Origin of the sequence: Labedella endophytica, assembly GCF_003990045.1 — a bacterium.
Taxonomy (GTDB): Bacteria; Actinomycetota; Actinomycetes; order Actinomycetales; family Microbacteriaceae; genus Labedella; species Labedella endophytica.
This window is the reverse complement of sequence record NZ_RZGZ01000006.1, coordinates 1-24,558: the sequence shown is the minus strand read 5'-3', so window position 1 is coordinate 24,558 and position 24,558 is coordinate 1. Positions and strand designations below refer to the sequence as shown.

Below are 24,558 nucleotides of genomic sequence, written 5' to 3'. Positions count from 1 at the left end.
ATTCAACGCCGATCCCCGGCCCACACCAAACCGTCAGGAGCGATCGGGAATACGGTCCGTTCGGAGGCGTTGCGTCCGGATGGCGCGAAAGCGCGCCGCAACGGAAGGACAGCATGGATCTCTACACTCCCCTCACAGCAGGAGACCTCGAGCTCGGGAACCGCGTCGTGATGGCGCCTCTCACTCGGACCCGCTCGCACAGCAACGGTGTGCCCAGCGATCTGAACGTCGAGCACTACGCACAGCGTGCCGGTCTCGGACTCATCGTCACCGAGGGTACCTTCCCGTCCGCCGAGTCCAAGGCCTACCCCGGTCAGCCGGGCATCGCGACCGATGAGCAGGCCGCCGGCTGGGCCCGTGTCGCCGAGGCCGTGCACGAAGGGGGCGGACGAATCGTCATGCAGCTCATGAACGGCGGCCGTGTGTCCCACACCGACATCACCGGCACGTCGCGCATCGTCGCGCCGAGCGCGATCGCGATCAGCGGGGACGTCCGCACGCCCGCCGGCAAGAAGCCCTACCCGGTTCCGCACGCCCTGACGACCGAGGAGCTCGCGGTCGTCCGTGACGAGTTCGTCGCGGCGGCTCGCCGTGCGATCGACGCCGGGTTCGACGGAGTCGAGGTGCACGGCGCCAACGGCTACCTGCTCCACGAGTTCCTGTCCCCCGCGTCCAATCAGCGCGAGGACGGTTATGGCGGCTCGCCCGAGGCGCGTGCCTCGTTCGTCGTAGAGGTCGTGCGCGCGGTCGCCGAGGAGATCGGTGCCGGTCGCGTCGGGCTGCGTCTCTCCCCCGCTCATAACATCCAGGACGTCGCGGAGACGGACACGGACGATGTGCGGGCGACCTACGAGGCCGTCGTCGATGGCATCTCGCCGCTCGGACTCGCCTACCTCAGCGTGCTGCACGCTGAGCCGAACGGGGAGCTCGTCCAGGATCTGCGTGGCCGGTTCGACGGCGCATTCATCGCCAACAGCGGCTTCGGCCGCGTCACCACGAAGGAAGAGGCCGAACAGCTCGTGGAGAGCGGCGCGGCCGACGCCGTCGCCGTCGGTCGTCTCGCGATCGCGAACCCGGACCTCGTCGAGCGATGGAAGGGCGGCCACCCCGAGAACGAGCCGAACCCCGCCACGTTCTACGGTCCCGACGCGACGGGCTACACCGACTACCCGCGCCTGAGCGCCTAGGAAAGAGCATGCACGAACGCGCGGCTCGGACGGAGCGATTCCGTCCGAGCCGCGCGTTCGTATCGTCCAGCGCGTTCGCTTCAGTGGCCGCCGAAGTCCGAGACGTCGCCGACGTAACGGGTGTGATCGGCGCCGATGGGCTCCACCGCCGCGGCAGCGACCTCGGCGGCGAACTCGGACACATTGAAGAGCCGGCCTGCCGCCTCCTTGCGCGCCGAGATCGCCCCCGGGTTCGCCCGCTCGAGCAGGGTCGCCGTGATGGTGCCCTCGATCATGTCGCCGGAGACCACGACGAACTCGATTCCGGCGGCCTCGAACTCCTCGACACGGCCGCGCAGCGCATCCTCGCCCGCACGCTTCGAGCGTGCCACGGGCTCGTACTCCGGCATGGTCGGCGTCGAGTGGATGAAGTGGGCCTGGTGGCTCGTCACGAAGACGATGCGTGATCCACGACCGAGCAGCGGCAGCATGGCGTCGACCACCCGCACCTGCGCGTCGCGGTTGAGCACCATCGCGTAGTCCTCGGCCATCCCGCTCTCCATCCCGCCCGAGGCGTTGAGCACGAGGATGTCGAGCGAGCCGTAGGCCTCCGCGATCGTGGCGGCCATGGCCGCGACCGAGTCCGCATCCGTGAGGTCGGCCCCGACGGTGAGGGCGGTGCCTCCCTCTGACCGGATCTGGTCAGCGAGCTTGATCGCGCGTGCCTCTTTGTTGCGGAAGTTGATGACGACGTTGGCGCCGGCGGCCGCGAAGTAGCGGACGGTGTCGGCGCCGATGCCGCGGGACGAGCCGGTGACGAGGACGTTCTTGCCCTCGAGGGATCCGGGCGCGAGGGGGTGTGACACGGTAGTTCCTCTCCAGTGGGACGGCGGCCCGCGAGCGAGCGGGTACTCCGACGGAGCGCATGCCAAGCTGGGGCCAGCCCCGAGACTACCAAGGGCAGGAGACACGCATGACCTCTCGATACTTCGACTCCCCGCTCCCCCGGGTGTTCGCCCACCGTGGGCTCGCGACCCACGTGCCGGAGAACACCGTGTCGGCGTTCCGGGCAGCCGTCGACACCGGGGCCGACTACGTCGAGACGGACGCCCACGTGACGTCCGATGGAGTCGCGGTCCTCGCGCACGACCCCGTCTTCCGTGTCGGTGGCCGTTCAGTCGAGATCGCGCGCACGTCGATGGCGGAACTCGACTCGATCGACCTCGGAGGCGGGAACCACCCTCCCCGCCTGCTCGACGCGCTCGAGGCACTCCCCCGCACGCGATTCAACATCGACGTCAAAGCACCCGGAGCGGTACAGGCCGTCGCCCATGCCATCCGGACGGCCGCGGCCACAGACCGCGTCCTCGTGACCTCCTTCGACGCGCGCACGCGGTCGAACGCCGTTCGAGCCCTCCCCGGTGTCGCCACGAGTGCGTCGAGCGACCTCGTGGCCCTCGCTCTCCTCCCCGCACGGCTCGGGCTCTCGGGGATCGTTCGTCGTATTCTGCGGGGCGTCCCGTGCGTGCAGGTGCCGGAACGTCATCGCGGAATCGCCGTCGTCACGCACCGGACGATCAGGACATTCCACGCGGCGGGTGTCGAGGTGCACGTCTGGACCGTCGACGACCCCGACGACATGTGGCGCCTCGTCGCACTCGGCGTCGACGGTATCGTGACGGACCGGAGCGATCTGGCCGCTCGAGCGCTCCGAACCTCCATCTGAAACTGGGCGCGACCTGGGAGCATCACGGTCGTTGGAAGAGAAAACCCAGCTTGACGCGTTATAACTTGACGGACCACACAATGCGAGAGGAGACCACACAATGGCAGATCGCAGCCTGCGCGGAATGCGCCTCGGATCACAGAGCCTGCAGAGCGAAGAAGGGGTCGTGTTCTCGGAGCGGATCGCTCACGAGTACTCGTGCGCCACCTGCGGGAACGACACCGTTCTCGTCTTCGCCGCCGACGCCGATGCCCCCGACACCTGGGAGTGCAAGACGTGCGGTGCGGAAGCCGTCCTGATGGTGGACAGCAAGCCCGTCGACATCGACCACGGCGACGTCAAGGCGCCCCGTACGCACTGGGACATGCTCCTCGAGCGTCGCACGCGCGCCGAACTCGAAGAGCTCCTCCAGGAGCGTCTCGACTTCCTCCGCGCCCGACGCGGACAACACAAGATCGGCGCCTGACCGGGCCGTTCTCTCGCACACACACCGAAGCACCGGACGGAAACGTCCGGTGCTTCGTCGTTGCCGCGGCGATGAGGCAGCTCCTCGCCCAGCGCCTCTTCGGGCTGCGCGATCAGCCGCGACGGCGACGCGCTCCGAGGAGACCGGCGATCACGAGGGTGCCGAGCCCCCACCCGACGATAAGCCCTTCGAGTTGACCGCCGAGGACGACCGCCGGCGTCAGATCACGCGAGAGCGGCACATCCTCGACGAGCGCGCCGGGCTCGTACGCTGGCACGGTCGAGATGGTCTCACCGCTCGGACCGATGATGGCGCTGAGACCGACCGTCGAGATGCTGACGACGCTCCGCGACGTCTCGATCGCGCGCAGCCGCGTGATGGCGAGCTGCTGCTGGTTCTCGTCCGTGCGACCGAAATCGGCGTTGTTGGTCTGCGCCAGGAGCACCTGGGCTCCCCGGTCCACCGAGTCGCGGATGACCGCGTCGTCGACGATGTCGAAGCAGATGTTGATCCCGGCGATGACACCGTTCACGTCGAAGACGCCGTCCCGAGTGCCCGGCGTGTAGTCGCGCCCGATGAGCCCGATGAGGTCCGGCGCGAAGGGCTCCCAGAACTCCCTGTCGGGGACGTACTCACCGAACGGCACCGGGTGCTTCTTGTCGTACCAGTCCTCCACGCGACCGTTCTCCCACAGCACGGACGTGTTGTAGACCCGTTCGTCCCGTTCCTGGTTCGTCCCCAGGATGATCGGCGCTCCGCCGGCGAGTTCGCTCAACGTCGTGAGGGCCTGCGCGGCGGCCGGCACCGTGGCCGGGTCGTACTCGCTCGCACCTTCCGGCCAGACGATCATGTCGACGCCCTCCCCCACGATCGGGAGGCTGGCGTCGAGCTGTCCGAGAATGAGATCGCCGGGCTCACGATCCGCCGCGTCGAAATACCCGGCCTTGATGTTCCCCTGGACCGCTGCGATGCGGGAGGTTCCGAAGACGGACGTCGGCCAGGCCGGAATCGCGAGCGCGGCGACGACGAGCACAGCGGGGACGGCCATCCTACGGCCGAGCCCCGGGGCCGGCTCGCGAAGGACCTGCACGGCAACCGCCACGATGGCCACCATGATGAAGCTGAGTCCCGAGATGCCGACCCAGGCCACCAGCGGGGCGAACGGGCTCTCCGACTGGCTGAGCGCCACCCTCCCCCACGCGAATCCGCCGTATGGCCACGTCCCGGCGACCATCTCGCGCGCTGTCCACAGTGCCGCCACGAGGACCGGCAGGACGCCGATCCGGGCGACGGGGCCGGACCAGATGCGCGGGAACCAGCGGAAGGCGAGGGTGATGAGCAGGGCTCCGGCACCGAAGAACAGCGACTCGAGAGTCGAGAGCGCTACCCACGGAACGGGACCGAGGTAGAGCGCCGTCCACGACACGTGCACGAGGTAGAACGACAACCCGGCCACGAATCCGACGAGGAAGGACGTCCCGGCCCGGCGACCGATCACCGCCACGAGTACGATCGCGATACCGACGAACGCGAGGGGCCACACGCCGAGGTCGGGGAATCCGGCATCGAGCACCGGCCCGGCGCCCACGGCCAGAAGGAGAGCGGCCCAGAGCGGCACGATCGGCGCATCGGTGGCCGAGGTCATCGCGTTCGCGGGAGGACTCGTCGCGGCGTTGTGGGTTCGGGTCACCTCGTAAGCCTACGATCGGCAACCTGGACGATCGTCCCGATCGTCATACCGAGCTGTACGCGACGATCCCGCGTCTCACAGAATCGAGCGCGAGTCGCGCCGTCACACCCACCGGCGGATCCGCGACGGTCGAGAGCTGGTCGAGCAGATCGATCGTCTGCTTGCACCAGCGTACGAAGTCGCCGGCGGCGAGGTCGGCGTCGCGGAGGACCACGTCGAGAGGCGAGCCCGACGCCCACTTGTACATCGCGAGTGCGAGGCCGTTGGCCGGAACGTTACTCCCTGGCAGCCGATGGGCCTGCTCGACGTCGTCCAGGACACTCCAGACCTCTTGCGTGGCGGTGAGGGCTGTGCGGAAGCGACCTCGGGGCAGATAGTTCTCGGGGACGTCGGTGTCGTCGCGCCGCGGCTCGTAGACGAGGCAGCAGGCCAACGCGGCGAGGCTCGGAGCGTCGAGGTCGTTCCAGAGACCGCGGCGGAGGCATTCGGCCACGAGCAGGTCGCGTTCACCGTAGATACGCTTGAGCGACTGGCCCTGGGTGGCGAGGGAGATCCCGCCGGGACCCGAGCCCTCGACGAGGTAGCCGAGTTCCACGAGGACGTCGACGACGCGATCGAAGACCTTCGCGACGGCTCCCGTACGCGTGTTGATCTGTCGGCGAAGCGTATCGGTCTCCCGGCGGAGCCGGAACCAACGCTCGGCCCAGCGCGCGTGCTTCTCCCGGTCGGAGCACCCGTGGCACGGGTGGGCCTTCATCCGCTTCTTCAGCGAGGCGATCTGGCGCGATCGTCGCTCGCGTTTCGCCGCCGATCCGGCATCCGGTCGCTGCTTCTCGAGGTCTCCGAGCTCACGCCGGATGGATGCGTACTCCGCGAAGTCGCCGAGATGGCAGCGCATCGCCTCGGCGTAGCCCTCGAGCGACCCTTCCTGGTCGCGCACCTTCCGAGCGAGGTCGACCACAGCGCGATCCGCCTGGAACTGGGCGAAGGAGGACTCCAGGATCTCGCGCGTCCTGCGGCGCCCGAACCGGTCGATGAGGTTCACGGCCATGTTGTAAGTGGGACGGAAGCTCGAGTTGAGGGGGTAGCTGCGACGGGAGGCGAGCGAGGCGACGGCTTGCGGGTGGAGGCCCTCGACCCACTGGATGACAGCGTGGCCCTCGACGTCGATGCCCCGTCGCCCGGCCCGGCCCGTCAACTGCGTGTACTCCCCCGACGTGATCGGGACGCGCGCCTCTCCGTTGAACTTCTCGAGCTTCTCGAGTACGACCGTGCGCGCCGGCATGTTGATCCCGAGGGCGAGTGTCTCGGTCGCGAAGACGGCCTTCAGGAGCTTGCGCTGGAACAGCTCTTCCACGACCTCCTTGAAGGCGGGCAGCATGCCGGCATGGTGGGCCGCGACACCCCGCTCGAGACCGTCGCGCCATTCCCAGTAGCCGAGGACAGCCAAGTCCTCGTCCTGGAAGTTGCTCGTGCGCTCGTCGATCACCGCGCGGATCTCGTGACGTTCGTGCTGCTCGGTCAGCCGCACGCCGGCGCGGACGACTTCACGCACAGCCTGGTCGCAGCCGACACGGCTGAAGATGAAGAAGATCGCGGGCAGGAGGTGGTGCTCTCCGAGCAGCTCGACGATCTTCGCCCGCGAGGTCCGTTCGTGGCGCTGCGGCCCTCGCCGGCGGTGATACCGGCTGACGTCGTCGTACTGCTTCGTGGGAAGGCTCCGCCCGCCGAACTGCGCGAGACGGACGAGCTCGGGGTTGACGTTCGGCTCGTCGCCAGAGGTCTTGGCGTCGAAGAGGTCCAGGAGACGTCCGCCCATGAGCACGTGCTGGTCGAGGGGCACGGGACGCTCCTCCGAGACGATGACGTCGGTGTCGCCGCGCACGGTGTGCAGCCAGTCCCCGAACTCCTCGGCGTTCGACACCGTCGCACTGAGGGAGACGAGCCGAACGCTCTGTGGGAGGTGGATGATGACCTCCTCCCACACCGCCCCCCGGAAGCGATCCGCGAGGTAGTGCACCTCGTCCATCACGACGAACGCGAGGTCCTCGAGAAGTCGCGAGTCCGCGTACAGCATGTTGCGGAGAACCTCGGTGGTCATCACCACCACACGAGCGCCCGAGTTGATGTTCGTGTCGCCGGTGAGCAGCCCGACGTTCTCGGCCCCGTAGGCGTCGACGAACTCGGCGTACTTCTGGTTGCTGAGCGCCTTCATCGGGGCCGTGTAGAACACCTTGGCGCGTTCCTGGCGCATCGCGAGGAACACGGCGAACTCGGCGACGATCGTCTTCCCGGCGCCCGTGGGAGCGGCGACGAGCACGCTGCGCCCCGCCTCGAGGCGCTCGCACGCGGCCTCTTGGAAGGGGTCGAGGTCGAACCTCAGGCCCTCGCGGAAGGCACGGACGAGGGCCGTTCGTCGGGAGGCCGCGTACCGCTCGGCCGGGGAGAGCGTCTCGCTCACACCGCGAACTCCGCCTCGCGCGCCGACACGCGTCGCGCCGCGCGACGATCATGCAGGACCGTCACGCCGTAGGCGGCGAAGTAGAGGATGATCATCGGGATCGCCAGGAGGAACATCGAGATCACGTCGGCGGCCGGAGTCGCGAGGGCGCAGAACACCATGATCGCGAGGATGGCCCAACGCCAGGCCTTGATGATGGAGGACGCCGACAGCACGCCGACGAAGTTGAGCAGGACGAGGAACACGGGGAGCACGAAGGCGATTCCGACGGCGAGGACGAGTTTGAGCACGAAGTCGAAGAAGTAGCTCGCGGTGTAGATGCCGCTCGACCCCTCGGGGATGAATCCCGCCATGAGCTCGACGATGTGGGGCATGACGAACCACCCGGCGGCCGCTCCCCCGAAGAACAGCGGGAGGGCCGCGCCGAGGAAACCGAGGGCGTAGCCGATCTCACGCCGTTTGAGGCCTGGGACGAGGAACGCCCAGATCTGGTAGAGCCAGACCGGTGCCGAGACGACGATGCCGACCGTCAGAGCGATCTTCATGTAGAGGTCGAAGCCGGAGGTCACCGTCTCGAAGTTGAGGCTCGCGTTCATCCGCTCCGCGAGCTCCGTGATGGGCCGCGACATCGCTCGGATCACGGGCTCGGCCACGATGAAGCCGACGATCATACCGACGACGATCGCGAGCGCGGAGATGAAGAGCCGCTTCCGCAGCTCGAGCAGGTGCTGCCCGAGCGACATCCGCCCCTCGGTATTTCTCTGCCGGCGTTGTTTCGCGGGCACGGCCGGTTACGGCGTCGTGTCGGCGTCGCGTCGAGCCGACGCGCTGGGGGTCACGGGGCTCTCGTCCGTGTGGACTCCCGAGGTGGAACCGGTGGTCGACGACGTCGTCGAGTCGTCGTCCCTGACCTCCTTCTTGAAGATCCGGACGGACTGTCCGATGCTCCGAGTGAGGGCGGGGAGTCGAGTCGCGCCGAACAGCAGCAGGACGATGACGAGGATGATGACGAGATGCCATCCGGTGAGGTTGCCCAACATGCGCGATCCTCCAAGGGGGTCGGTGTACGGCGAGTCTACCGTGCCGGACCGGTGGCTGGGCTGGGAGAACCGCCGCCGGTCGCGTAGTTCGCGAGAGCGTCGCCCGCCCATCTCTCCACGGTCGCCCGAGCATCGGGAGGTCCGACCACCGTGGCGAGACCCGCGAGACCCGCGACGAGCCTCGTGAGGGCGCCGTAGTGCGCCAGCCGAACCGTGACACGGACACGATCCGGGTCGACACGTCGCCGCTCGCTGCCACCGATCCAGTCGTCCACGAGAGGCAGTGCCGCCTCCGAGAGCTCGAGCTCGACGCTCAGATCGTCGGGCGACGCCTGGAAGAGGGTCTCGGGCAGGACGACGTCCCGTCCCTCGGCACTCGCGGGCTCGTCCGTCACGTCGAGACCCGACATCCGATCGAGCCGGAAGGTCCGGACGGCCTGCCGACCGTGGTCCCAGGCTCGGACGTACCAGTCGGCGTCGAGGGATTCCACGCGGAGCGGGTCGACAGTGCGCCGCTCCCGCTCGCCGCGCGCGTTGAGGTAGTCGAACGCGAGCGAACGGGCGGTCGCGACCGATCTCCTGATCGTCGCCAGAGCCTCGTCCAGGTCGCCGGATCCCACGGCGACCTCGCTCGGGGCCGCCGATGCTCCGCGCGAGAGTTTGGCCATGAGTGAACCCACGACGTCGCGATCGGCCTGTTCGGGGAGCCCGGACAGATACTGCAGGCCTGCGATCAGAGCCGCTGCCTCGCGGGCGGAGAAGCGCGGCGATTCATCGATCGCCACGAGATGGGTGATCGCGATCTCGTCGTCCTGCTCGAAGGCGTCCCAATCGATGTCGAACAGATCGTCGTGCTGGTACTGCGTGGTCTCCCCCGGTACGCCCGAGACCGCGATGAGCCGCACAGCCTGCCGGATCTGCTCGGGGGGCACGCCGAAGTGCGCCGCGGCATCCGCGACGCTCACCCGGTCGTGGTCCATCAGGTAGGGCACGAGGGAGAGCAGGAAGGCCAGCTTGTCCTGGGCGTGCATCGGCTGGAACGAGGCCATGTCAGTCCTCCTCGGCCGGGGCGTGAGCGTGGGCGAGGATCGTCAGCCGCTTGATCACGGCGGCCCGGAGGTCGCCGGGGGTGAGCGCCTCGACCTCGGGGCCGAACGAAGCGAGCTCGTCCGCGAGGATGTCGACGTCCGTGTACTGCAGGGTGATGACGCCACCGAGGTCGACGCTCGATCCGGGGCGGCGGGCGAGCCGTGTGGCGGCGTCCGAACCGTCGACGACACGCACGGTCGCGCGTTGTGACCGCCAGAGGGCGTCGAGCTCCGCGAGCGCGCGCTCGGCGGAACCGCCACCCTCCGGCGGCTCGAAGGACTTCGACGTCGACCGAGGTGCACCGACGATGCGGGCGAGGAGGAAGGTTCGGGGGGCCGCCGCGTCCTCGTCCCGGCCGTAGAGGTGCCAACGACCGCGATGCTGAACGAGGGCGAGCGGTGAAACCGTACGCCGGCGCGGGGCGGAGTCGCCCGGCTTGAGGTACGGGAACGTCACGGTCGTGTGACGCTCGAGGGCGGCCCGCAGCGGCTCGAACGAGCTCTCGCGGGTGCGCAGCCGGGGGGCGTATCCGATGACCGGGTCGTCGGACCGGATCCCGAGCGAGCGGAGTTTGACGAGCGCCCGCTGCGACTCCGCGGAGAGCGAGCCCTGCCGCCAGACGGTCGAGGCGAGACCGAGCAGCGTGATCTCCTGCGCCGAAAAGGTCAGGTCCGAGGGAAGGTCGTAGTCGCCCTTCGAGATCCGGTAGCGCAGGAGGTGGTTGTTCCCCTGCTCCCCCGGCGGCTCGACGGTCTCCATCGGGATCCCGAGGTCGCGGATGTCGTCCTTGTCGCGCTCGAACTGCCGCTCGAGGCTCGTGTTGTCGCCCCCGGACACGAAGCGCTGCCGGTAGCCCTGCACGGTCGAGAGGATCTCGTTCTTCGTGAGGCCGTTCTCGGTCGCGACGAGCGCGAGGACCAGGGAGAAGAGTCGTTCCTCGACAGGCACCCGTGCAGACGGGCTCGAGGATTCAGGCACGCTCACATCCTACGACGGCTGCGCCGCCCACCGACCGCTCAGCCGATGCCGAGGATGTCGACCACGAAGACCAGGGTGGAGTTCGCCGGGATGGATCCGGTCGCCACGTCCTTGTACCCTTCGGACGGCGGCACGACGACGACCACTTGCGAGCCCACCTGAGCGCCCACGACGGCGTCGGCGAAGCCCGGGACGACCTGATCGGTGGAGAACTGGACGGGCGTCCCGCTGTCCCACGACGAGTCGAAGATCGTCTGTTCGTTCCACAGGGCGCCGGTGTAGTGGACGGTGACGAGATCTCCCGCCTCCACCGTGTCGCCGCTGCCCTGCAGGAGCGTCGCCTTGCGCAGATCGGTCGGCGGGTCGCTCTTCGGGATCGTGAGGCCCGGGGTGCCGTCGGCCGCGGTGACGACGGACGGGAGTCCCGCGGTAGTGACGGGAACAGGGAAACCGTCGGCCTTCGCGAGGTAGCTGCGGTGCACGTCCATCACGGCGAGGATCGTGTCGTCCTCCTCGATGCCGAACTGCGGGTTGCCGCCGGAGGGACCGAAGGCGTCCTCGGCCGAGATCGCGACGGCGACTCGGGAGCCGCCCGTCGCACAGACGATGCCCTTCGCCATTCCGGGGAGAAGGCTGTCCGGCGAGAACGTGGTGGGGGCGGCCTCGTCGTACGCGGACTGCGTCACGACCTCGCCCGTCCGACCATTGAGCAGCGTGTAGTCGACGACGATGAGCTCGCCGGGGAGCACGACGTCGCCGTCCCCCTCGATCAGCGTCGTGCTCTGCGTCGTCGGGGTGTAGACGTCCGTCGGCACGTCGACCGTCGGAGCCGTGCCGAAGTCCCCGTCGGCCGTGATCACGTTCGACGCGTTGCCGGGCATGGCCTCGGGCTCGCAGGAGTCGGCCGGTGACGAGCACGCCGTCAGGGAGACGACGACGAGTCCAGCGGACAGGAGAAGGATGGGTGCCTTACGCACGGTGCCTCGATTCGGTGCGGGCGGGCCGTCGGCCCCCGGGGATGCGCGGTTCAGTTTAGTCGGCGTCGGGGGCATCGCCCGACACCTCGTCACGTGAGCGGACGAGGTCCGCGCTCGCCGCAGCGGCGCGCACCCGCTTGCGCAGGCTCTTGGGGCTCGACACCCGCTCACCGAGGGCGCCGGGGGTCCACAGTTCCACATCCTCGTCAGAGAAATCGGACTTTGACGGGCGTCGCTTGAGCTCGGGCAGGACGGCTCCATCGGCGAGACGACGCGCGGTGAGGAGGAAGCCGGTGTGACCGATCATCCGGTGGTCCGGACGGACCGCCAGCCCCTCCACGTGCCAGCCGCGGATCATGGTCTCGGTCGAGGACGGATCGGTGAACCGGCCCGTGGCCCGGATCGCCTCGGCGACACGGGAGAGCTGCGTGACCGTTGCGACGTAGCAGAGCAGAACGCCGCCCGGAGTGAGCGCGTCGGCGACCGCATCGACGCATTCCCAGGGGGCCAGCATGTCGAGGACGACGCGATCGGCCGTCCCCCGTTCGATCGTGTCCGGCAGCTTCTCCACCAGATCGCCGACGACGACGTCCCAGGACGCCGGGTCGTAGCCGAAGAAGCTCGCGACGTTGTCACGGGCGACGTCAGAGAACTCCTCCCGGCGTTCGAAGGAGGTGAGTCGGCCGGACTCGCCGATGGCGCGGAGCAGCCAGATCGAGAGGGCGCCGGACCCGACACCCGCCTCGACGACGCGGGCTCCCGGGAAGATGTCCGCCGAGGCGAGGATCTGAGCGGCGTCCTTGGGGTAGATGATGGCGGCTCCCCGCGGCATCGACATGACGAAGTCGACGAGCAGCGGTCGGAGGGCGAGGTACTCGATCCCGGCGGTGTTGGTGATCACGGATCCGTCGTCGAGACCGATGAGGGCGTCGTGGTCGATCATCCCGCGGTGGGTGTGGAACACCTTTCCCGCCTCGAGGCTGATGGTGTGGAGCTTGTTCTTCGGGCCCGTCAGCTGCACGCGGTCCCCCACGCGGAAGGGGCCGGAGTTGCGGACGCGCTCGCCGCCCTGACCGCTCATCGAGCGTCCTCCGCACGACGACGGGTGGCGAAGACCTCGGCGACATCGGCCGCCGTCCGGCCGGAGAGGGTCGTCCAGACGGTGTGCTCGGGACCCTCCGGGATCGACACCGCGTGTGGCACCGCGATCGCGGCGGTCCCCGCAGCGACTGCCGACGCGAGACCGGTGCGCGAGTCCTCGATCGCGACGCACTGTCGGACGTCGACGCCGAGACGTGAAGCGGCCTCCACGTAGGGATCAGGGTGAGGCTTCGGTCGGGCCACCTCGTCGCCCGTGACGAGCACCTCGAACGGGTTGTCGTCCATGCGGTCGACGACGTGCTCGGCCATGCTGCGGATCGACATCGTCACGAGGGCGACGCGGACCCCGGCCGACCGGAGCTCGGTGAGGAGCTCGAGTGCGCCCGGGCGGAAGGGAACGCCCTGTGCGGTGATGCGGGCCATGACCGTCTCGGTCAGGTGGGAGACGATCTCGTCGGCCGGCATGTCGACCCCGTGGGTGCGGAGCGTCTCCGCCGAGTCCCAGAGGCCGGCTCCGACGAGTTCCATCGCATCCTCGTACGTCCAGGTGCGGCCGAACGACTCGACGAGGTCGGTTTCAGCGGAGATCCAGTAGGGCTCGGTATCGACGAGGGTCCCGTCCATGTCCCACAGGACGGCATCGGGCATCAGAGAGGTCACGGGGTGCAATGCTACCGGGTCCCCGAATGCGCCTATCCTGGAAGGATCGATCGGCCAGACGGCTGCGGAAGGGCTGGTGCACGTGACGGCTGACGTCGAATCGTTCTCGCGGGGTCGTGTCCTCGTCGTCGCCTTCGAGGGCTGGAACGACGCGGGAGACGCCGCGACGGGCACCGTGAGGCTCCTGCAGGAGCAACTCGCGCTCGTGCCGCTCGCGTCCGTCGATCCCGAGGACTACTACGACTACCAGTTCACGCGGCCCACGGTCGCCGCAGGCGAGGACGGACGGCGCTCCATCCGGTGGCCGGGCACGACCCTCTACGGCCCGGCCGTGGAGAACGGTGAGCCCGGCTCGGTCTATCTGCTCCTCGGCATCGAGCCGTCGCGCAGTTGGAAGAACTTCACCGCCGAGATCCTCGACGCGGCACTCGCAGCGGACGTGACGGCCGTCGTCTTCCTCGGAGCGATGCTCGCCGATGTGCCCCACACCCGGCCGATCTCGATCTTCTCGACGAGCGAGAACCCCGACGTCCGCCGGACATTCGCCGTTGAGCGGTCGTCGTACGAGGGGCCTGTGGGGATTCTCAGCGTCATCGCGGACGCCGCCGAGGCTCTGGGCATGCCGACCCTCTCGATCTGGGCCTCCGTGCCGCATTACGTCCACAACGCGCCCTCGCCGAAGGCCGTGCTCGCGCTCGCCGACCGCCTCGAAGAGATCATCGACGTCGTGATCGAGCGCGGTGAACTCCTCGCCGATGCCGCCGAATGGGAGCAGGGGATCGACGCCCTCGCCGACGAGGACGACGAGATGGCGACCTACATTCAGCAGCTCGAGCAGGCGAGGGACACCGTCGAGTCCCCCGATGCGAGCGGCGACGCGATCGCCGAGGAATTCGAACGCTACCTACGACGCCGGGGCGACAAGCCCGACGGCCGCAGCGGCGACGAGCCGTGGGGCAAGGGCTGATCCGAGCCGTCAGCAGCCGATTCCTGCGGGGTCGACGTTGCAGTCCTCGGGGACGATGACGGTGGTGGCGGTGCCGACGTAGGCGTCGACGGTCGTACTGGATGCGACCGTGCCGGTGACCGTGGTCCATGAGCCGGCGTCGTCACCGTCGGCGCTCAGGCGGTATTCGACGGCGTAGTCGACGTGGAGGCTGATCGTGACGGTGCCGCGTTCGGTGTAGGTGTGGGACGTGGGGGTCTCGGTGAACCGGTCCTGGTCGAGGTCCTCCCACGTGGCGCCGGGAGTGGAGAAGGTGTCGGTGGTGCCGTCGCCCCAGTCCCACCGGTAGGCGTGGGGTGTGAAGCGGACGGTCACCGGGGTGGCGAAAAGGGTGCTGTCGTGGCTGTTGCTGGTGGTGTCGGCGATGAAGTTGGCGGGGAGTCCGCGGAGCATCCACCCGTCGGGTTCCATGTGGATGCCGGGCGTGGTCGGGGCGAAGCTCGCGAAGTCGGAGAGGGTGACGGTGGGTGTACCCCCACCTCCGCCGCCGCAGCGTTCGCTCTGGCAGGTTCCGAGCGTGTCGGTGATCTGCTGAGGATCGGGCGTCCCGCCGCCCGATGACCCGTCGCCGCTTGGGCCCCCTCCGGAACCACCCCCATCGCCCGGGGTGCTATCGCCTCCGCCGGAACCGCCGGTCGTCACCTCGGCGCCGATGTCGACTCCGTTCGGACCCGCGCCAACCGACACGCAGCCGCCCTTTCCGAGGCCAGAGAGTCCGCAGTCGGCATCGGCGATGGCCACAGTCGCCGGAGTGATGACAAGGGCCATGATGAGGCCGGTCAGGAGCAATAGCCGTCTTCGTTCCATTGATCCACTTTCTCGATGAGCATTCCCGAACCTGACGTGTCGTCATCCATGAAGTAGACGATGAGCGGGATCCGAGTTCGCAGCGGCTTGACCGTGGAGGGTGCGCCTGTATCGTCCACCACCTCTGTCCTCGATATGTTTCGACAGACGACGAGGGAGAGGTCCCCGTGCCCGCCCCATTTGTCGGGATCAACGAGCTTCTCGTCCCCGAATGTCGACGTCCCCATCGTCCACGTCGACGTGTCGCGTTCAGCTTCTTCAGCGACAAGAACTCGAAAGTAGTCGGGGGTCACGAAGCTCTGGAGGTCCTCGATGGATTTCGTCCCGCTGTAATAGCCGTCGAGGGCGGCATTGAACACAGTGAATGCATCCACCGCCTCGGCGAGGCGGGATGCGTCCGTCGACACCGACGCCGATGACGTCGGCGCAGCCGTCACCGTCGGTTCAACGCTCGAGCACGCCGCGAGACCGAGCGCAGCCGCACAACTCGCACTCAGCGCGACGATCTGACGTCGCCTTGTACCTACCCCCATGCCGACGACCATAGGCGGACGGACGAATACCGCGCTCGCGCCGTCCACAGGCCGCGCCGAACGCCCTACCCGGTGGGGGTGGAGGGTGGTCTGAATCTGCTCTTCGTGGTGTGCGTCCACGTCCAGTGGCCGGGTCCTCGGACATGCGGGACTCCGTCCGGCATGGACAACTCCCACGGCCCGGAGTCGATGCTCTGATGATGGCCCCAGCAGAGCAGCACTCCGTTGTCGGTGTGAGTCGCCCCGCCTTCTCGCCAGGGGATGACGTGATGTACCTCGCACCATCCGGCGGGTGCGGTGCACCCGGGGATGACACAGCCGCCGTCTCTCGCGTTGATTGCTCGTCGCTGCGACGGGGTGAAGCAGCGCTGCACCGATCCGAGGGACAGCACCCGGCCCTGCGGATTGAAGGTGACGGTCTGCATTCCGCGGGAGTCGATCATTCGCTCGATCGCGTCGACCGAGATCGGGGTGTCCATACCGTCGATCCCGCCGACACCCTCACCAGCGTCGAGCGCGGCCTGTGTCACCGTCACGGTGATCGCGGGCGCTGATCCGGCGAGCTCGGGTGCGTCCTTCACCCGGGCGGCGGCGCTGAGGATGTCAGCGAGGGTGTCGTGGCGCTTCTGCTGCGGGAGCCGGTCGTCAACGTGCTCGACCATCGAGTCAGGGTCCGGAAACGACACCCTCCGCACATGCGCATCCACGAGTCGCTTCAGTGACGCCCCGACCTCGAGCGTGAGAAGCCCATTCACGGGGATGAGGCCGTCGCTCGTCTCGCGTCCGATCGTGAACCGCCGCTTCCGCCTCGCCAGTTCTTCACGCGGGAGGACCCCGTCCGGGTCGAGGGCCTCGATGAACAGTTGCACCTGGCCGCGGACGAGGTCCGCGCGCAGCGGCGGGTGCTGCGGCGTGCCGGCGGCGAGCTCGACGAGCGCCTCCTCTGCCTGCAGCAGCACCGTGTCGTCGACGCGGTTCCCGACCCCATCGAGCGCATCGATGAGGATCGTCGCGACATCGATACTGAGATTCCCTGCGAACACCGATGCGGCGATCGCCGGGTGGGCGCAACCCGTCTCCGCTCCCGTCAGCGATACCCCGGAGTTCAAGGACTCCCCCACGCGGATGCGTCGCTTCGCGTCCCGGTCTGCGGCGGATGTGAGCGTCGCCACAGCGTCCACCGCGGACGCGTACCCGAGGGCCCCGAGCGTATCGATCGGGCCCTGCGTACGCTTCTCCGCCTCCCCAGCGAGAGCGACACGGGCGGCGTCCACGAGGCGCCCGAGGTCCTCGACCTCCCGGAGCGCGGCGATGTAATCGGGCGCTGAGAGCCGCCCCGGCGCGAGCGCGCCGATGGGCTCGACGAGGGCGGAGATCGCGGTCGCGATGCCCTCTCGAAGTGCCGTCCCCTGGGTGCTCATACGTCTAGTGAACAGCACACCACCGACATTCGGACGGTATCCGTAAAAGGAGTCAGTTTCTCCGTCGAATCCCACCTGTGGATGACAGGTCGACATCCGATCCGAGGTGGTCAATGCCCTTCGACAAGCTCAGGGACCGACGGGTTCCGTGCCCGGAACGTGTCTCCATTCCGAGGCGGTCGGTACCCTTCGACAGGCTCGGGAACGAGAAGCGCGTCGTCGGGACAGGGCTCGGGCGAGAGATGCCCGGCACCCGTCGACACGCTCAGGCACCAGGGCAGGGTCGACGAGGGCGCCACATCCGGCTCGAGGGCGCCACGTCTACCTGGCGCCCTCGAGCCGCACTTGCGCCCTCGGCCGGGGCGCGGGACGGAGCGGGAGGGGTGCGGACGAGACCGAGTTTAGGCGACGCGGAGCGGCACGCCGAGGACGGCGTCGATCGACCGCACGAGCAGAGTCGGGTCGTCGACTCCGGATGCGGCCGCGGCGTCGATCACGGCGATCGCCGTCGGCGTGTCGAGGTCGTTGCGGAGCGCCGTACGAAGGGCCTCGACGACCTCGAGCGACGATGCCGTCACCTCGGCCGACGACACCGGGCCGAGCGACGGCGCTGGCGTCTCGGCCGACGAATTCGACGCACCTCCACCGAGACCCGCCTCCCACCGCGCGACGCGGTCGAGGGCGTCCTCGAGCACCGCGTCGGTCCACTCCCAATCGGACCGGTAGTGGTGGGCCAGGATGGCGAGACGGATCGCCCGCGGGTCGATGCCTCGCTCGCGGAGCTCGGACACGAGCACGAGATTGCCGAGCGACTTCGACATCTTCTCGCCCTGATAAGCGACCATCCCTGCGTGGCTGTAGACACTGGCGAGCGGGTGGCCGGACAGCGCCGCCGCGTGAGCCGCACTCATCTCGTGATGCGGGAAGACGAGGTCGGATCCCCCGCCCTGAACGGTGACGTCGGTGCCGAGGTGGTCGAGGGCGATCACCGAGCACTCGATGTGCCAGCCCGGTCGGCCCGCGCCGACGACGCTCTCCCACCGCGGTTCACCGGCGCGGGCGGCTCGCCACAGCAGGGGGTCGAGGGGATCACGCTTCCCGACCCGATCGGGATCTCCCCCGCGCTCGGCACTCAGTCGTTCCATGAGCGCCCGGTCGTAGCCGCTCTCCGAACCGAGAGTCCAGACGCCGGGGCGAGCGGCCGCCTCGATGTCGAAGTAGACGTCGTCGCCCTCCTCGGACTCGGGCGTGTCCACGCGGTACCCGACGCCGGACTCCTCGAGCCGTGCGACGGCCTCGGCGATCGGACCGACGACCTCCGTGACCGCGACGTAGTCCTGAGGCGGAAGGACCCGGAGCGCCGTCATGTCCGCGCGGAAGAGCTCGATCTGCTCGGACGCGAGGTCGCGCCAGTCGACACCGCGCTCGGCCGCGCGCTCCAGTAGAGGGTCGTCCACGTCGGTGATGTTCTGGGCGTAGTGCACCTCGAGTCCGGCATCGAGCCACATCCGCTGCAGGGTGTCGAACGCGAGGTACGTGGACGCGTGTCCGATGTGGGTCGCGTCGTACGGGGTGATGCCGCAGACGTACAACCGAGCCGTGTCGCCTGTGTGGACCTCGACGAGCCGGTCGCTCGCAGTGTCGTGCAGGAGGGGCGCGCACGCCGCGCCGGAGACGACGGGGACATCGGGACGGGGCCAAGCACGCATCCCCTCAGCCTAAGCGAGCAGCAGCGCCCTCCGGACCATGCCGGCGGGCCGGACTCACGCCTGGATGGCACCCGTCGCGAGAAGCACGACGAGCACGCCGCCGAGCGCGATCCGATACACCACGAAGGGCAGGAAGGAACGCCTCGAGATGTACTGCATGAAGAACTTGATGACGACGAGCGCCACGACGAAGGCGATGACCGTGGCGACGAGGGTCTCCAGGGGGCCGTAGACCTCGGGGAGGCACCCGCTCGACCCCTCGACGCAGGGATCGGCGACCGACTTCGCGATCTGGTAGAGGCCGCTACCGAACACCGCGGGGATCGCGAGCAGGAACGCGTATCGCGCCGCCGCCTCCCGCGTGTAGCCGAGGAAGAGTCCGGCGGTGATGGTTCCGCCCGACCGGGAGACGCCGGGGATGAGCGCGAGCGCCTGAGCGAAGCCGTAGACGATTCCGTGGGGGTAGGTGATCTCGCCCAGCTCGCGACGCTTCGCGCCGACGTAGTCCGCGATCCCCAGCAGGATTCCGAAGCCGATCAGGGTGCCGGCGATGAACCACAGCGAGCGGAACGTGGTCTCGATCTGGTCCTGGAAGGCGAGTCCCAGGACGACGATCGGGACGGATCCGATGATGATCAGCCACCCCATCCGCGCGTCCGGATCGTTCCGCGGCACGCGACCGGCGAGAGAGCGGAACCAGGCCCCGATGATCCGCACGATGTCTCGCCAGAAGAAGATCACGACGGCGAGTTCCGTGCCGATCTGGGTGATGGCCGTGAAGCGGGCGCCCGGGTCCTCCCCCGTGCCGAGGAATTCGCCGACGATCCGCAGGTGCGCGCTCGAGGAGATCGGAAGGAACTCGGTGAGACCCTGGACGAGGCCCAGGATGATCGCGTTGACGAAGTCCACTCGGGGCTCTCCTGACGGTCAGTACGTACGGAACAGATCCGCGAGGACTCGTCGCCCGAAGACGAGCGATTCGAGCGGGACCCTCTCGTCCACCCCGTGGAACATCGCGGGGAAATCGACGTCCTCCGGCAGGCGGAGCGGCGCGAACCCGTAGCCCGTGATGCCGAGCCTCGAGAGCGCCTTGTTGTCGGTCCCCCCGGAGAGCATATAGGGCAGCACGACCGCCTCGGGGTCGTGCGCGACGAGCGTCGCGACCGCCGCATCGATGAGCGGGCCGACGAAGGGCGTCTCGAGTCCGATGTCCTGCTGGACGATCTCGATCTCGATGTCCTCTCCGACGATCTCGCGGATCTGCTCGAGGACGCCGTCCTCCTCCCCCGGCAATGTCCGGATGTCCACGAGCGCCGTGGCGACGTCGGGGATCACGTTGTGCTTGTAACCGGCCTCGAGGAGAGTCGGGTTGCTCGTCGTACGCAGGGATGCCCGGATGAACCCGGCCGCCGTTCCGGTCGCGATGGCGATCTCGTCCGGCCCGGTGACCTCGGGGTCGACGTCCAGGATCTCCGCGAGTTCGGCGATGAGCGCCGTCGTCGTCTCCGTGAGGCGGATCGGCCACTCGGTGCGACCGATGGCCGCGATCGCGACCGCGAGCTTCGTGACGGCGTTGTCCTCGATCACTCGGGACCCGTGGGCCGCCACACCGCGCGCGCGCAACCGGATCCACACGAGGGACTTCTCGGCCGTCTGCATCAAGTACGCCCGGCGTCCACCGACGGTGATGGAGTACCCGCCCACCTCGCTGATGGCCTCGGTCGCGCCGTCGAACAGCTCCGGCCGGGTCTTCACGATGTGCTGCGAACCGAAGACACCGCCGTTCTCCTCGTCGGAGAAGAATGCGAGCACGAGATCACGCTCGGGGGCCTCGCCCGCCCGCAGCAGCTCGGCGACCGCCGTGAGGATCATGGCATCCATGTTCTTCATGTCGACGGCGCCTCGGCCCCACAGCATGCCGTCACGGATCTCGCCGGCGAACGGATCGACCGACCAGTTGGCGGGATCGGCCGGGACGACGTCGAGGTGTCCGTGCACCACGAGGGCCGGCTTGTCCTGATTGCGTCCCGCCACGCGGGCGACGACGCTCGTGCGGCCGGGGGCGGCGTCGATGAGTTCGGGCTCGAGGCCGAGCTCCCGGAGGTAGGCGGCGACGTATTCGGCGGCCTCCCGCTCGGGCTTGGCCTTGCCCTCCCCGTAGTTCGTCGTGTCGAAGCGGATGAGATCGCGGGCGACGCCGACCGTCTCGTCGGACTCGAGCCCGGTCGTCGCGGTGTCGTTCGAAGGGGTGACCATGCAACCACGCTACCCGCTGGATTCGGGGGTGTGAAAACCACGTCCGAATCCGTGCTATCGTCGTTTCTCGGCGCCCGAACATGGGGGCCGAAACAACTCGCGCGGGTGGCGGAATTGGCAGACGCGCTAGCTTGAGGTGCTAGTGCCCTATTAATGGGCGTGGGGGTTCAAGTCCCCCCTCGCGCACGTGAGTTGAAAGGCCCGGATCATTGCGATCCGGGCCTTTTCGTGTTGTGTTCTTTAGCGCCGCGGCAGACTTCGGGTCAGGTACTCGATGGCAGGTGCTGGATACACGTCCGATAGTCGCCTCGTCTCCCGTGCCCATCGCCGTGATGACCACGTCCGATAGTCACCTCGTCACCCGTGAGGATCCGCGTTGGGCCCCGGGGGCTCGCCGGTCCCGTCACCGCTCCAACTCCGTCCCTGAGCCTGTCGAAGGGTGCCCGGCAGATCGCGGTGCGTCACTCGTCTGCGCCGCCGCACACACTCCTGAGTGCCACTGGACGGCTGTGGGACGCGATGCTCAGTGGGAGCCGAGGCGGCGGCGCAGGTAGTCGATACGTTGCTGCAGTTGCGTCACGCTCGCCTGTGCGACGGCTGGGCCCCCGCAGACGCGGCGAAGCTCCGCATGCACGAGACCGTGTGGTTGGTTCGTGCTCTTCGCGTACAGCCCGACGAGGCTGTTGAGCAGACTCCGCTGCTCCTTCAACGTCCGGTAGAGGGCGGGCGGCGGTGCGTCGTCAGGCGGCGGCTGCTGCTTCACCTTGTTGTCGATGCGACGCGCCTGGCGTTGGTGCCGCTGGGTGAGCAACTCGTGGACCTGATCGGGCTCCAGGATTCCGGGGAGCCCGATGAAATCGAGCTCCTCCTCGGTACCCGGCACGGCGTAGGAGCCGAACTCGTCACCGTCGAAGACCACACGATCGAACGTGGCATCCGAGGCGATCGCCTCGAAACTGAACTCCGCCATGAGCGAATCCGACGCCTTGTCCGACCGGTTCGCCTCACCGACCATCGCGTCCTCGGGGTTCCACAAGTCGCCTTCGGCATTCGGGTCCGGTCGCCGATCGAGGGCGTGATCGCGCACGCGTTCGAGTTCGGACGCGAGGTTCATGAGCTGCGGGACGTTCGGGAGGAAGACGCTCGCGGTCTCCCCACGCCGCCGGGCGCGCACGAAACGGCCGATGGCCTGAGCGAAGAACAGCGGGGTGGAAGCGGACGTGGCGTAGACGCCGACCGAGAGCCGCGGCACGTCGACGCCCTCGCTCACCATCCGGACGGCGACGAGCCACCGACCGGTCCCGCTGGAGAAGGAGTCGATCTTCGAGCTCGCCTCGGCATCGTCGGAGAGGACGACAGTGGGTGACTCCCCCGTCAGACGTTCGAGGATGGCCGCGTAGCCCTTGGCCGCGAAGTGGTCGGTGGCGATCACGAGGCCACCCGCGTCCGGCACCCCGTGTCGGACCTCGGTCAGCCTGCGGTCCGCCGCCCGCAGCACCGACGGGATCCACTCCCCTGCCGGGTCGAGCGCCGTGCGCCATGCCTGCGAGGTGATGTCCTTCGTGTTGCCCTCACCGAGCCGCGCCTCCATCTCGTCGCCGGTGCTCGTGCGCCAGCGCATGTGGCCGGCGTAGACCATGAAGATCACCGGTCGGACCACACCGTCGGCGAGGGCACGTCCGTAGCCGTAGTCGTAGTCGGTGACGGATGTCCTGATGCCCTCTCGGTCGGGCTGGTACGTCACGAACGGGATGGGAGCGGTGTCGGAGCGGAACGGAGTACCCGTGAGAGAGAGCCGACGGACGGCCGGTCCGAACGCCTCGCGGATCGCGTCGCCCCAGCTGAGCGCGTCTCCGCCGTGGTGCACCTCGTCGAGGATGACGAGAGTGCGGGACGACGCGGTCAGATCCTGATGCAGCGCCGCGCGCATCGCGACCTGCGCATACGTGACGACGACGCCGTGGTAATGGCGGCCGACCGCACCCGCGCGGTTCGTGAACTCGGGATCGAGACGGATGCCCGCGCGATGCGCTGCCTCGGCCCACTGCTTCTTGAGGTGCTCGGTCGGAGCCACCACCGTGACCCGATCGACGGTACGGCGCGACAACAGCTCGGCCGCGAGCCGCAGGGCGAAGGTCGTCTTCCCCGCGCCCGGTGTCGCCGCCGCCAAGAAGTCGCGCGGTTCGGAGGCGAAGTAGGCGTCGATCGCCTCCGCCTGCCATGCTCGGAGCTTGCTGACCGTCCCCCAGGCCGCGCGTTCCGGGAAGGCCGGCGAGAGGTGCTCGGCGGCCGCGGTTCCGATCCGCGGTCCGGTCTCGCCGCCCTCCGTCGTCCCGTCCGCATCCACTCGAAGTACCCTAGACGACGCGGCCGACGCTCGCGGTCAGGCGACCGGTGCTGTGGGTACGCTGGTCGGATCGCACCCCTGAGGAGGACGCCGTGCAGGAAGCAGGAGACGACACCGGGGACGACACACTCCACCCGTGGTCTCGCTATGTGGCCATCGGAGACTCGTTCACCGAGGGGATCGGCGACCCCGAGCCCAACTCGCCCGGCGGTAACCGCGGGTGGGCCGACCGTGTGGCTGAGGTGCTGGCGGCAGGAAATGAGCGCTTCCGCTACGCGAACCTCGCTGTGCGTGGCAAGCTCATCCAGCAGATCATGGACGAGCAGATCGAACCGGCCGTGCAGCTGCGGCCCGATCTCATCACCATCTCCGCCGGCGGGAACGACGTGCTCCGCCCGGGATCCGACCCCGACGAGATCGCCGCCAAGTTCCAGACGGCGATCGAACGGCTCGCCGCCGATCGGGCGACGATCGTGGTCTTCACCGGTGTGGACGTCGGCTTCTCCCCCGTGTTCCGCGGCATCCGCGGCAAGGTCGCCATCTACAACGAGAACATCCGCAGCGTCGCTTCCCAGTTCGACTGCATCGTCGCGGACCAGTGGGCGCTGACCGACATCCAGGACCAGCGCATGTGGGCACCGGACCGGCTGCACCTCAACGCGATCGGCCACCACACGGTCGCCCGCATGGTCCTCGAGGCTCTCGACGTGCCGAACACTCTCGAACCCATGCGACCGGAACCGTACCCGGAGCGCTCGCGTCGCGACGTCCGCAGCGACGACCTGCAGTGGGCTCGGGAATACCTCGTCCCCTGGGTCGTCCGACGTGTTCGGCACCAGTCCTCCGGCGACGCGATCACGGCCAAGAGGCCGATCGCGGGCCCGCTGGTCCAGCCGGCGGAGTTGCGCGAGGACTAGGCGGGTTCCTCTCCCCGAGCCCGGAGGGCACCAGACAGCGAGGCACGCTCGCCCAGCCGGCAGAGTTGCGCGAGGACTAAGTGGGTTCCTCTCACTGGGGCCCGGAGGGCACCAGACAGCGAGGCACGCTCGCCCAGCCGGCGGAACTCCGCGAGGACTAGGCGGGTTCCTCTCCCCGGGCCCGGAGGGCACCAGACGGCGAGGCCCA

Annotated in this window: 22 protein-coding genes and 1 tRNA gene; 6 read left to right on the top strand and 17 right to left on the bottom strand. The window is 68.5% G+C overall.

Annotated features, from left to right (window positions below):
- Positions 1 to 113 precede the first annotated feature (113 nt).
- Positions 114 to 1,187: an alkene reductase gene (locus ELQ94_RS16240; RefSeq protein WP_127051424.1), complete on the top strand. Its 1,074-nt coding sequence runs from the start codon at positions 114 to 116 to the stop codon at positions 1,185 to 1,187.
- Between the two features lie 80 nt (positions 1,188 to 1,267).
- Here the strand turns inward: ELQ94_RS16240 and ELQ94_RS16235 are convergent, their stop codons facing one another.
- The gene (locus ELQ94_RS16235; RefSeq protein WP_127051423.1) at positions 1,268 to 2,032 is read right to left on the bottom strand and encodes an SDR family oxidoreductase; all 765 of its coding nucleotides are present in this window, start codon (positions 2,030 to 2,032) and stop codon (positions 1,268 to 1,270) included.
- A 107-nt stretch (positions 2,033 to 2,139) separates the two neighbouring features.
- Here ELQ94_RS16235 and ELQ94_RS16230 point away from each other — a divergent pair, with 107 nt between their 5' ends.
- The gene (locus tag ELQ94_RS16230) at positions 2,140 to 2,892 is read left to right on the top strand and encodes a glycerophosphodiester phosphodiesterase family protein (protein WP_127051422.1); all 753 of its coding nucleotides are present in this window, start codon (positions 2,140 to 2,142) and stop codon (positions 2,890 to 2,892) included.
- A gap of 100 nt (positions 2,893 to 2,992) precedes the next feature.
- Positions 2,993 to 3,358 (top strand): RNA polymerase-binding protein RbpA, encoded by a 366-nt coding sequence (locus ELQ94_RS16225; RefSeq protein ID WP_127051421.1) that lies wholly within the window; start codon positions 2,993 to 2,995, stop codon positions 3,356 to 3,358.
- Between the two features lie 112 nt (positions 3,359 to 3,470).
- Here the strand turns inward: ELQ94_RS16225 and lnt are convergent, their stop codons facing one another.
- From lnt to ELQ94_RS16180, 9 genes are read right to left on the bottom strand one after another with little or no spacing between them, the layout of a single operon-like run.
- On the bottom strand, positions 3,471 to 5,048 hold the full coding sequence (gene lnt / locus ELQ94_RS16220; RefSeq protein WP_341807745.1) for an apolipoprotein N-acyltransferase: 1,578 nt from the start codon (positions 5,046 to 5,048) through the stop codon (positions 3,471 to 3,473).
- 43 nt (positions 5,049 to 5,091) lie between these two features.
- Complete coding sequence (locus ELQ94_RS16215) at positions 5,092 to 7,509, bottom strand: DEAD/DEAH box helicase (RefSeq protein WP_127051420.1); 2,418 nt, start codon at positions 7,507 to 7,509, stop codon at positions 5,092 to 5,094.
- Positions 7,506 to 8,252 carry a twin-arginine translocase subunit TatC gene (tatC, locus tag ELQ94_RS16210; RefSeq protein ID WP_127051419.1) on the bottom strand — a complete coding sequence of 249 codons (747 nt, stop codon included), beginning with the start codon at positions 8,250 to 8,252 and terminating at the stop codon, positions 7,506 to 7,508. The genes ELQ94_RS16215 and tatC overlap by 4 nt, the downstream gene beginning before the upstream one ends.
- 48 nt (positions 8,253 to 8,300) lie before the next feature.
- Positions 8,301 to 8,549 (bottom strand): twin-arginine translocase TatA/TatE family subunit, encoded by a 249-nt coding sequence (gene tatA, locus ELQ94_RS16205; protein ID WP_127051418.1) that lies wholly within the window; start codon positions 8,547 to 8,549, stop codon positions 8,301 to 8,303.
- A 35-nt stretch (positions 8,550 to 8,584) separates the two neighbouring features.
- A complete protein-coding gene (locus ELQ94_RS16200; RefSeq protein ID WP_243697079.1) occupies positions 8,585 to 9,598 on the bottom strand; it encodes a helix-turn-helix transcriptional regulator in 1,014 nt (337 codons plus the stop codon).
- A gap of 1 nt (position 9,599) precedes the next feature.
- Entirely contained in the window at positions 9,600 to 10,616 is a 1,017-nt protein-coding gene (locus ELQ94_RS16195) for a helix-turn-helix transcriptional regulator (protein WP_127051417.1), read from the bottom strand.
- 38 nt (positions 10,617 to 10,654) lie between these two features.
- On the bottom strand, positions 10,655 to 11,593 hold the full coding sequence (locus ELQ94_RS16190) for an FKBP-type peptidyl-prolyl cis-trans isomerase (RefSeq protein ID WP_166404878.1): 939 nt from the start codon (positions 11,591 to 11,593) through the stop codon (positions 10,655 to 10,657).
- Positions 11,594 to 11,648: 55 nt separating this feature from the next.
- Positions 11,649 to 12,674: a tRNA (adenine-N1)-methyltransferase gene (locus ELQ94_RS16185; protein WP_127051415.1), complete on the bottom strand. Its 1,026-nt coding sequence runs from the start codon at positions 12,672 to 12,674 to the stop codon at positions 11,649 to 11,651.
- Positions 12,671 to 13,354 carry an HAD family hydrolase gene (locus tag ELQ94_RS16180; protein ID WP_127051414.1) on the bottom strand — a complete coding sequence of 228 codons (684 nt, stop codon included), beginning with the start codon at positions 13,352 to 13,354 and terminating at the stop codon, positions 12,671 to 12,673. Before ELQ94_RS16180 ends, ELQ94_RS16185 begins: the two co-directional genes overlap by 4 nt.
- A gap of 82 nt (positions 13,355 to 13,436) precedes the next feature.
- Here ELQ94_RS16180 and ELQ94_RS16175 point away from each other — a divergent pair, with 82 nt between their 5' ends.
- Entirely contained in the window at positions 13,437 to 14,321 is an 885-nt protein-coding gene (locus ELQ94_RS16175) for a PAC2 family protein (protein WP_243697078.1), read from the top strand.
- 9 nt (positions 14,322 to 14,330) lie between these two features.
- Here ELQ94_RS16175 and ELQ94_RS16170 read toward each other — a convergent pair whose 3' ends face one another.
- The 6 genes from ELQ94_RS16170 to ELQ94_RS16145 form a co-directional block, all read right to left on the bottom strand.
- Positions 14,331 to 15,167 (bottom strand): hypothetical protein, encoded by an 837-nt coding sequence (locus ELQ94_RS16170; protein ID WP_127051412.1) that lies wholly within the window; start codon positions 15,165 to 15,167, stop codon positions 14,331 to 14,333.
- Positions 15,140 to 15,604 (bottom strand): hypothetical protein, encoded by a 465-nt coding sequence (locus tag ELQ94_RS16165; RefSeq protein ID WP_127051411.1) that lies wholly within the window; start codon positions 15,602 to 15,604, stop codon positions 15,140 to 15,142. The genes ELQ94_RS16170 and ELQ94_RS16165 overlap by 28 nt, the downstream gene beginning before the upstream one ends.
- Before the next feature lie 161 nt (positions 15,605 to 15,765).
- Positions 15,766 to 17,121, bottom strand: a complete 1,356-nt coding sequence (locus ELQ94_RS16160; protein ID WP_166404876.1) for an HNH endonuclease signature motif containing protein — start codon at positions 17,119 to 17,121, stop codon at positions 15,766 to 15,768.
- Between the two features lie 401 nt (positions 17,122 to 17,522).
- Positions 17,523 to 18,830: a cysteine--1-D-myo-inosityl 2-amino-2-deoxy-alpha-D-glucopyranoside ligase gene (gene mshC / locus ELQ94_RS16155; protein WP_127051409.1), complete on the bottom strand. Its 1,308-nt coding sequence runs from the start codon at positions 18,828 to 18,830 to the stop codon at positions 17,523 to 17,525.
- A gap of 54 nt (positions 18,831 to 18,884) precedes the next feature.
- Entirely contained in the window at positions 18,885 to 19,739 is an 855-nt protein-coding gene (locus tag ELQ94_RS16150) for an undecaprenyl-diphosphate phosphatase (RefSeq protein WP_127051408.1), read from the bottom strand.
- 18 nt (positions 19,740 to 19,757) lie between these two features.
- Positions 19,758 to 21,086, bottom strand: a complete 1,329-nt coding sequence (locus ELQ94_RS16145; protein WP_127051407.1) for a M20/M25/M40 family metallo-hydrolase — start codon at positions 21,084 to 21,086, stop codon at positions 19,758 to 19,760.
- 99 nt (positions 21,087 to 21,185) lie between these two features.
- Here ELQ94_RS16145 and ELQ94_RS16140 point away from each other — a divergent pair.
- Positions 21,186 to 21,272: transfer RNA gene (locus ELQ94_RS16140), tRNA-Leu, on the top strand.
- Positions 21,273 to 21,609: 337 nt separating this feature from the next.
- On the opposite strand, the gene ELQ94_RS16135 is transcribed toward ELQ94_RS16140, so the two are convergent.
- Positions 21,610 to 23,433, bottom strand: coding sequence for a DEAD/DEAH box helicase (locus ELQ94_RS16135; RefSeq protein ID WP_208007769.1), 1,824 nt, complete (start codon positions 23,431 to 23,433; stop codon positions 21,610 to 21,612).
- A 92-nt stretch (positions 23,434 to 23,525) separates the two neighbouring features.
- On the opposite strand from ELQ94_RS16135, the gene ELQ94_RS16130 reads away from it, so the two are divergent.
- Positions 23,526 to 24,350 carry an SGNH/GDSL hydrolase family protein gene (locus ELQ94_RS16130; RefSeq protein WP_127051406.1) on the top strand — a complete coding sequence of 275 codons (825 nt, stop codon included), beginning with the start codon at positions 23,526 to 23,528 and terminating at the stop codon, positions 24,348 to 24,350.
- The last annotated feature ends 208 nt before the right edge of the window (positions 24,351 to 24,558 follow it).

Excerpts from the sequence above, each read along its gene's own strand:
- ELQ94_RS16240 (WP_127051424.1), top strand. The coding sequence starts at position 114 with ATGGATCTCTACACTCCCCTCACAGCAGGAGACCTCGAGCTCGGGAAC.
- ELQ94_RS16230 (WP_127051422.1), top strand. The coding sequence starts at position 2,140 with ATGACCTCTCGATACTTCGACTCCCCGCTCCCCCGGGTGTTCGCCCAC.
- ELQ94_RS16225 (WP_127051421.1), top strand. The coding sequence starts at position 2,993 with ATGGCAGATCGCAGCCTGCGCGGAATGCGCCTCGGATCACAGAGCCTG.
- tatC (WP_127051419.1), bottom strand. The coding sequence starts at position 8,252 with ATGTCGCTCGGGCAGCACCTGCTCGAGCTGCGGAAGCGGCTCTTCATC.
- tatA (WP_127051418.1), bottom strand. The coding sequence starts at position 8,549 with ATGTTGGGCAACCTCACCGGATGGCATCTCGTCATCATCCTCGTCATC.
- ELQ94_RS16200 (WP_243697079.1), bottom strand. The coding sequence starts at position 9,598 with ATGGCCTCGTTCCAGCCGATGCACGCCCAGGACAAGCTGGCCTTCCTG.
- ELQ94_RS16185 (WP_127051415.1), bottom strand. The coding sequence starts at position 12,674 with ATGAGCGGTCAGGGCGGCGAGCGCGTCCGCAACTCCGGCCCCTTCCGC.
- ELQ94_RS16170 (WP_127051412.1), bottom strand. The coding sequence starts at position 15,167 with ATGGAACGAAGACGGCTATTGCTCCTGACCGGCCTCATCATGGCCCTT.
- ELQ94_RS16160 (WP_166404876.1), bottom strand. The coding sequence starts at position 17,121 with ATGAGCACCCAGGGGACGGCACTTCGAGAGGGCATCGCGACCGCGATC.
- mshC (WP_127051409.1), bottom strand. The coding sequence starts at position 18,830 with ATGCGTGCTTGGCCCCGTCCCGATGTCCCCGTCGTCTCCGGCGCGGCG.
- ELQ94_RS16145 (WP_127051407.1), bottom strand. The coding sequence starts at position 21,086 with ATGGTCACCCCTTCGAACGACACCGCGACGACCGGGCTCGAGTCCGAC.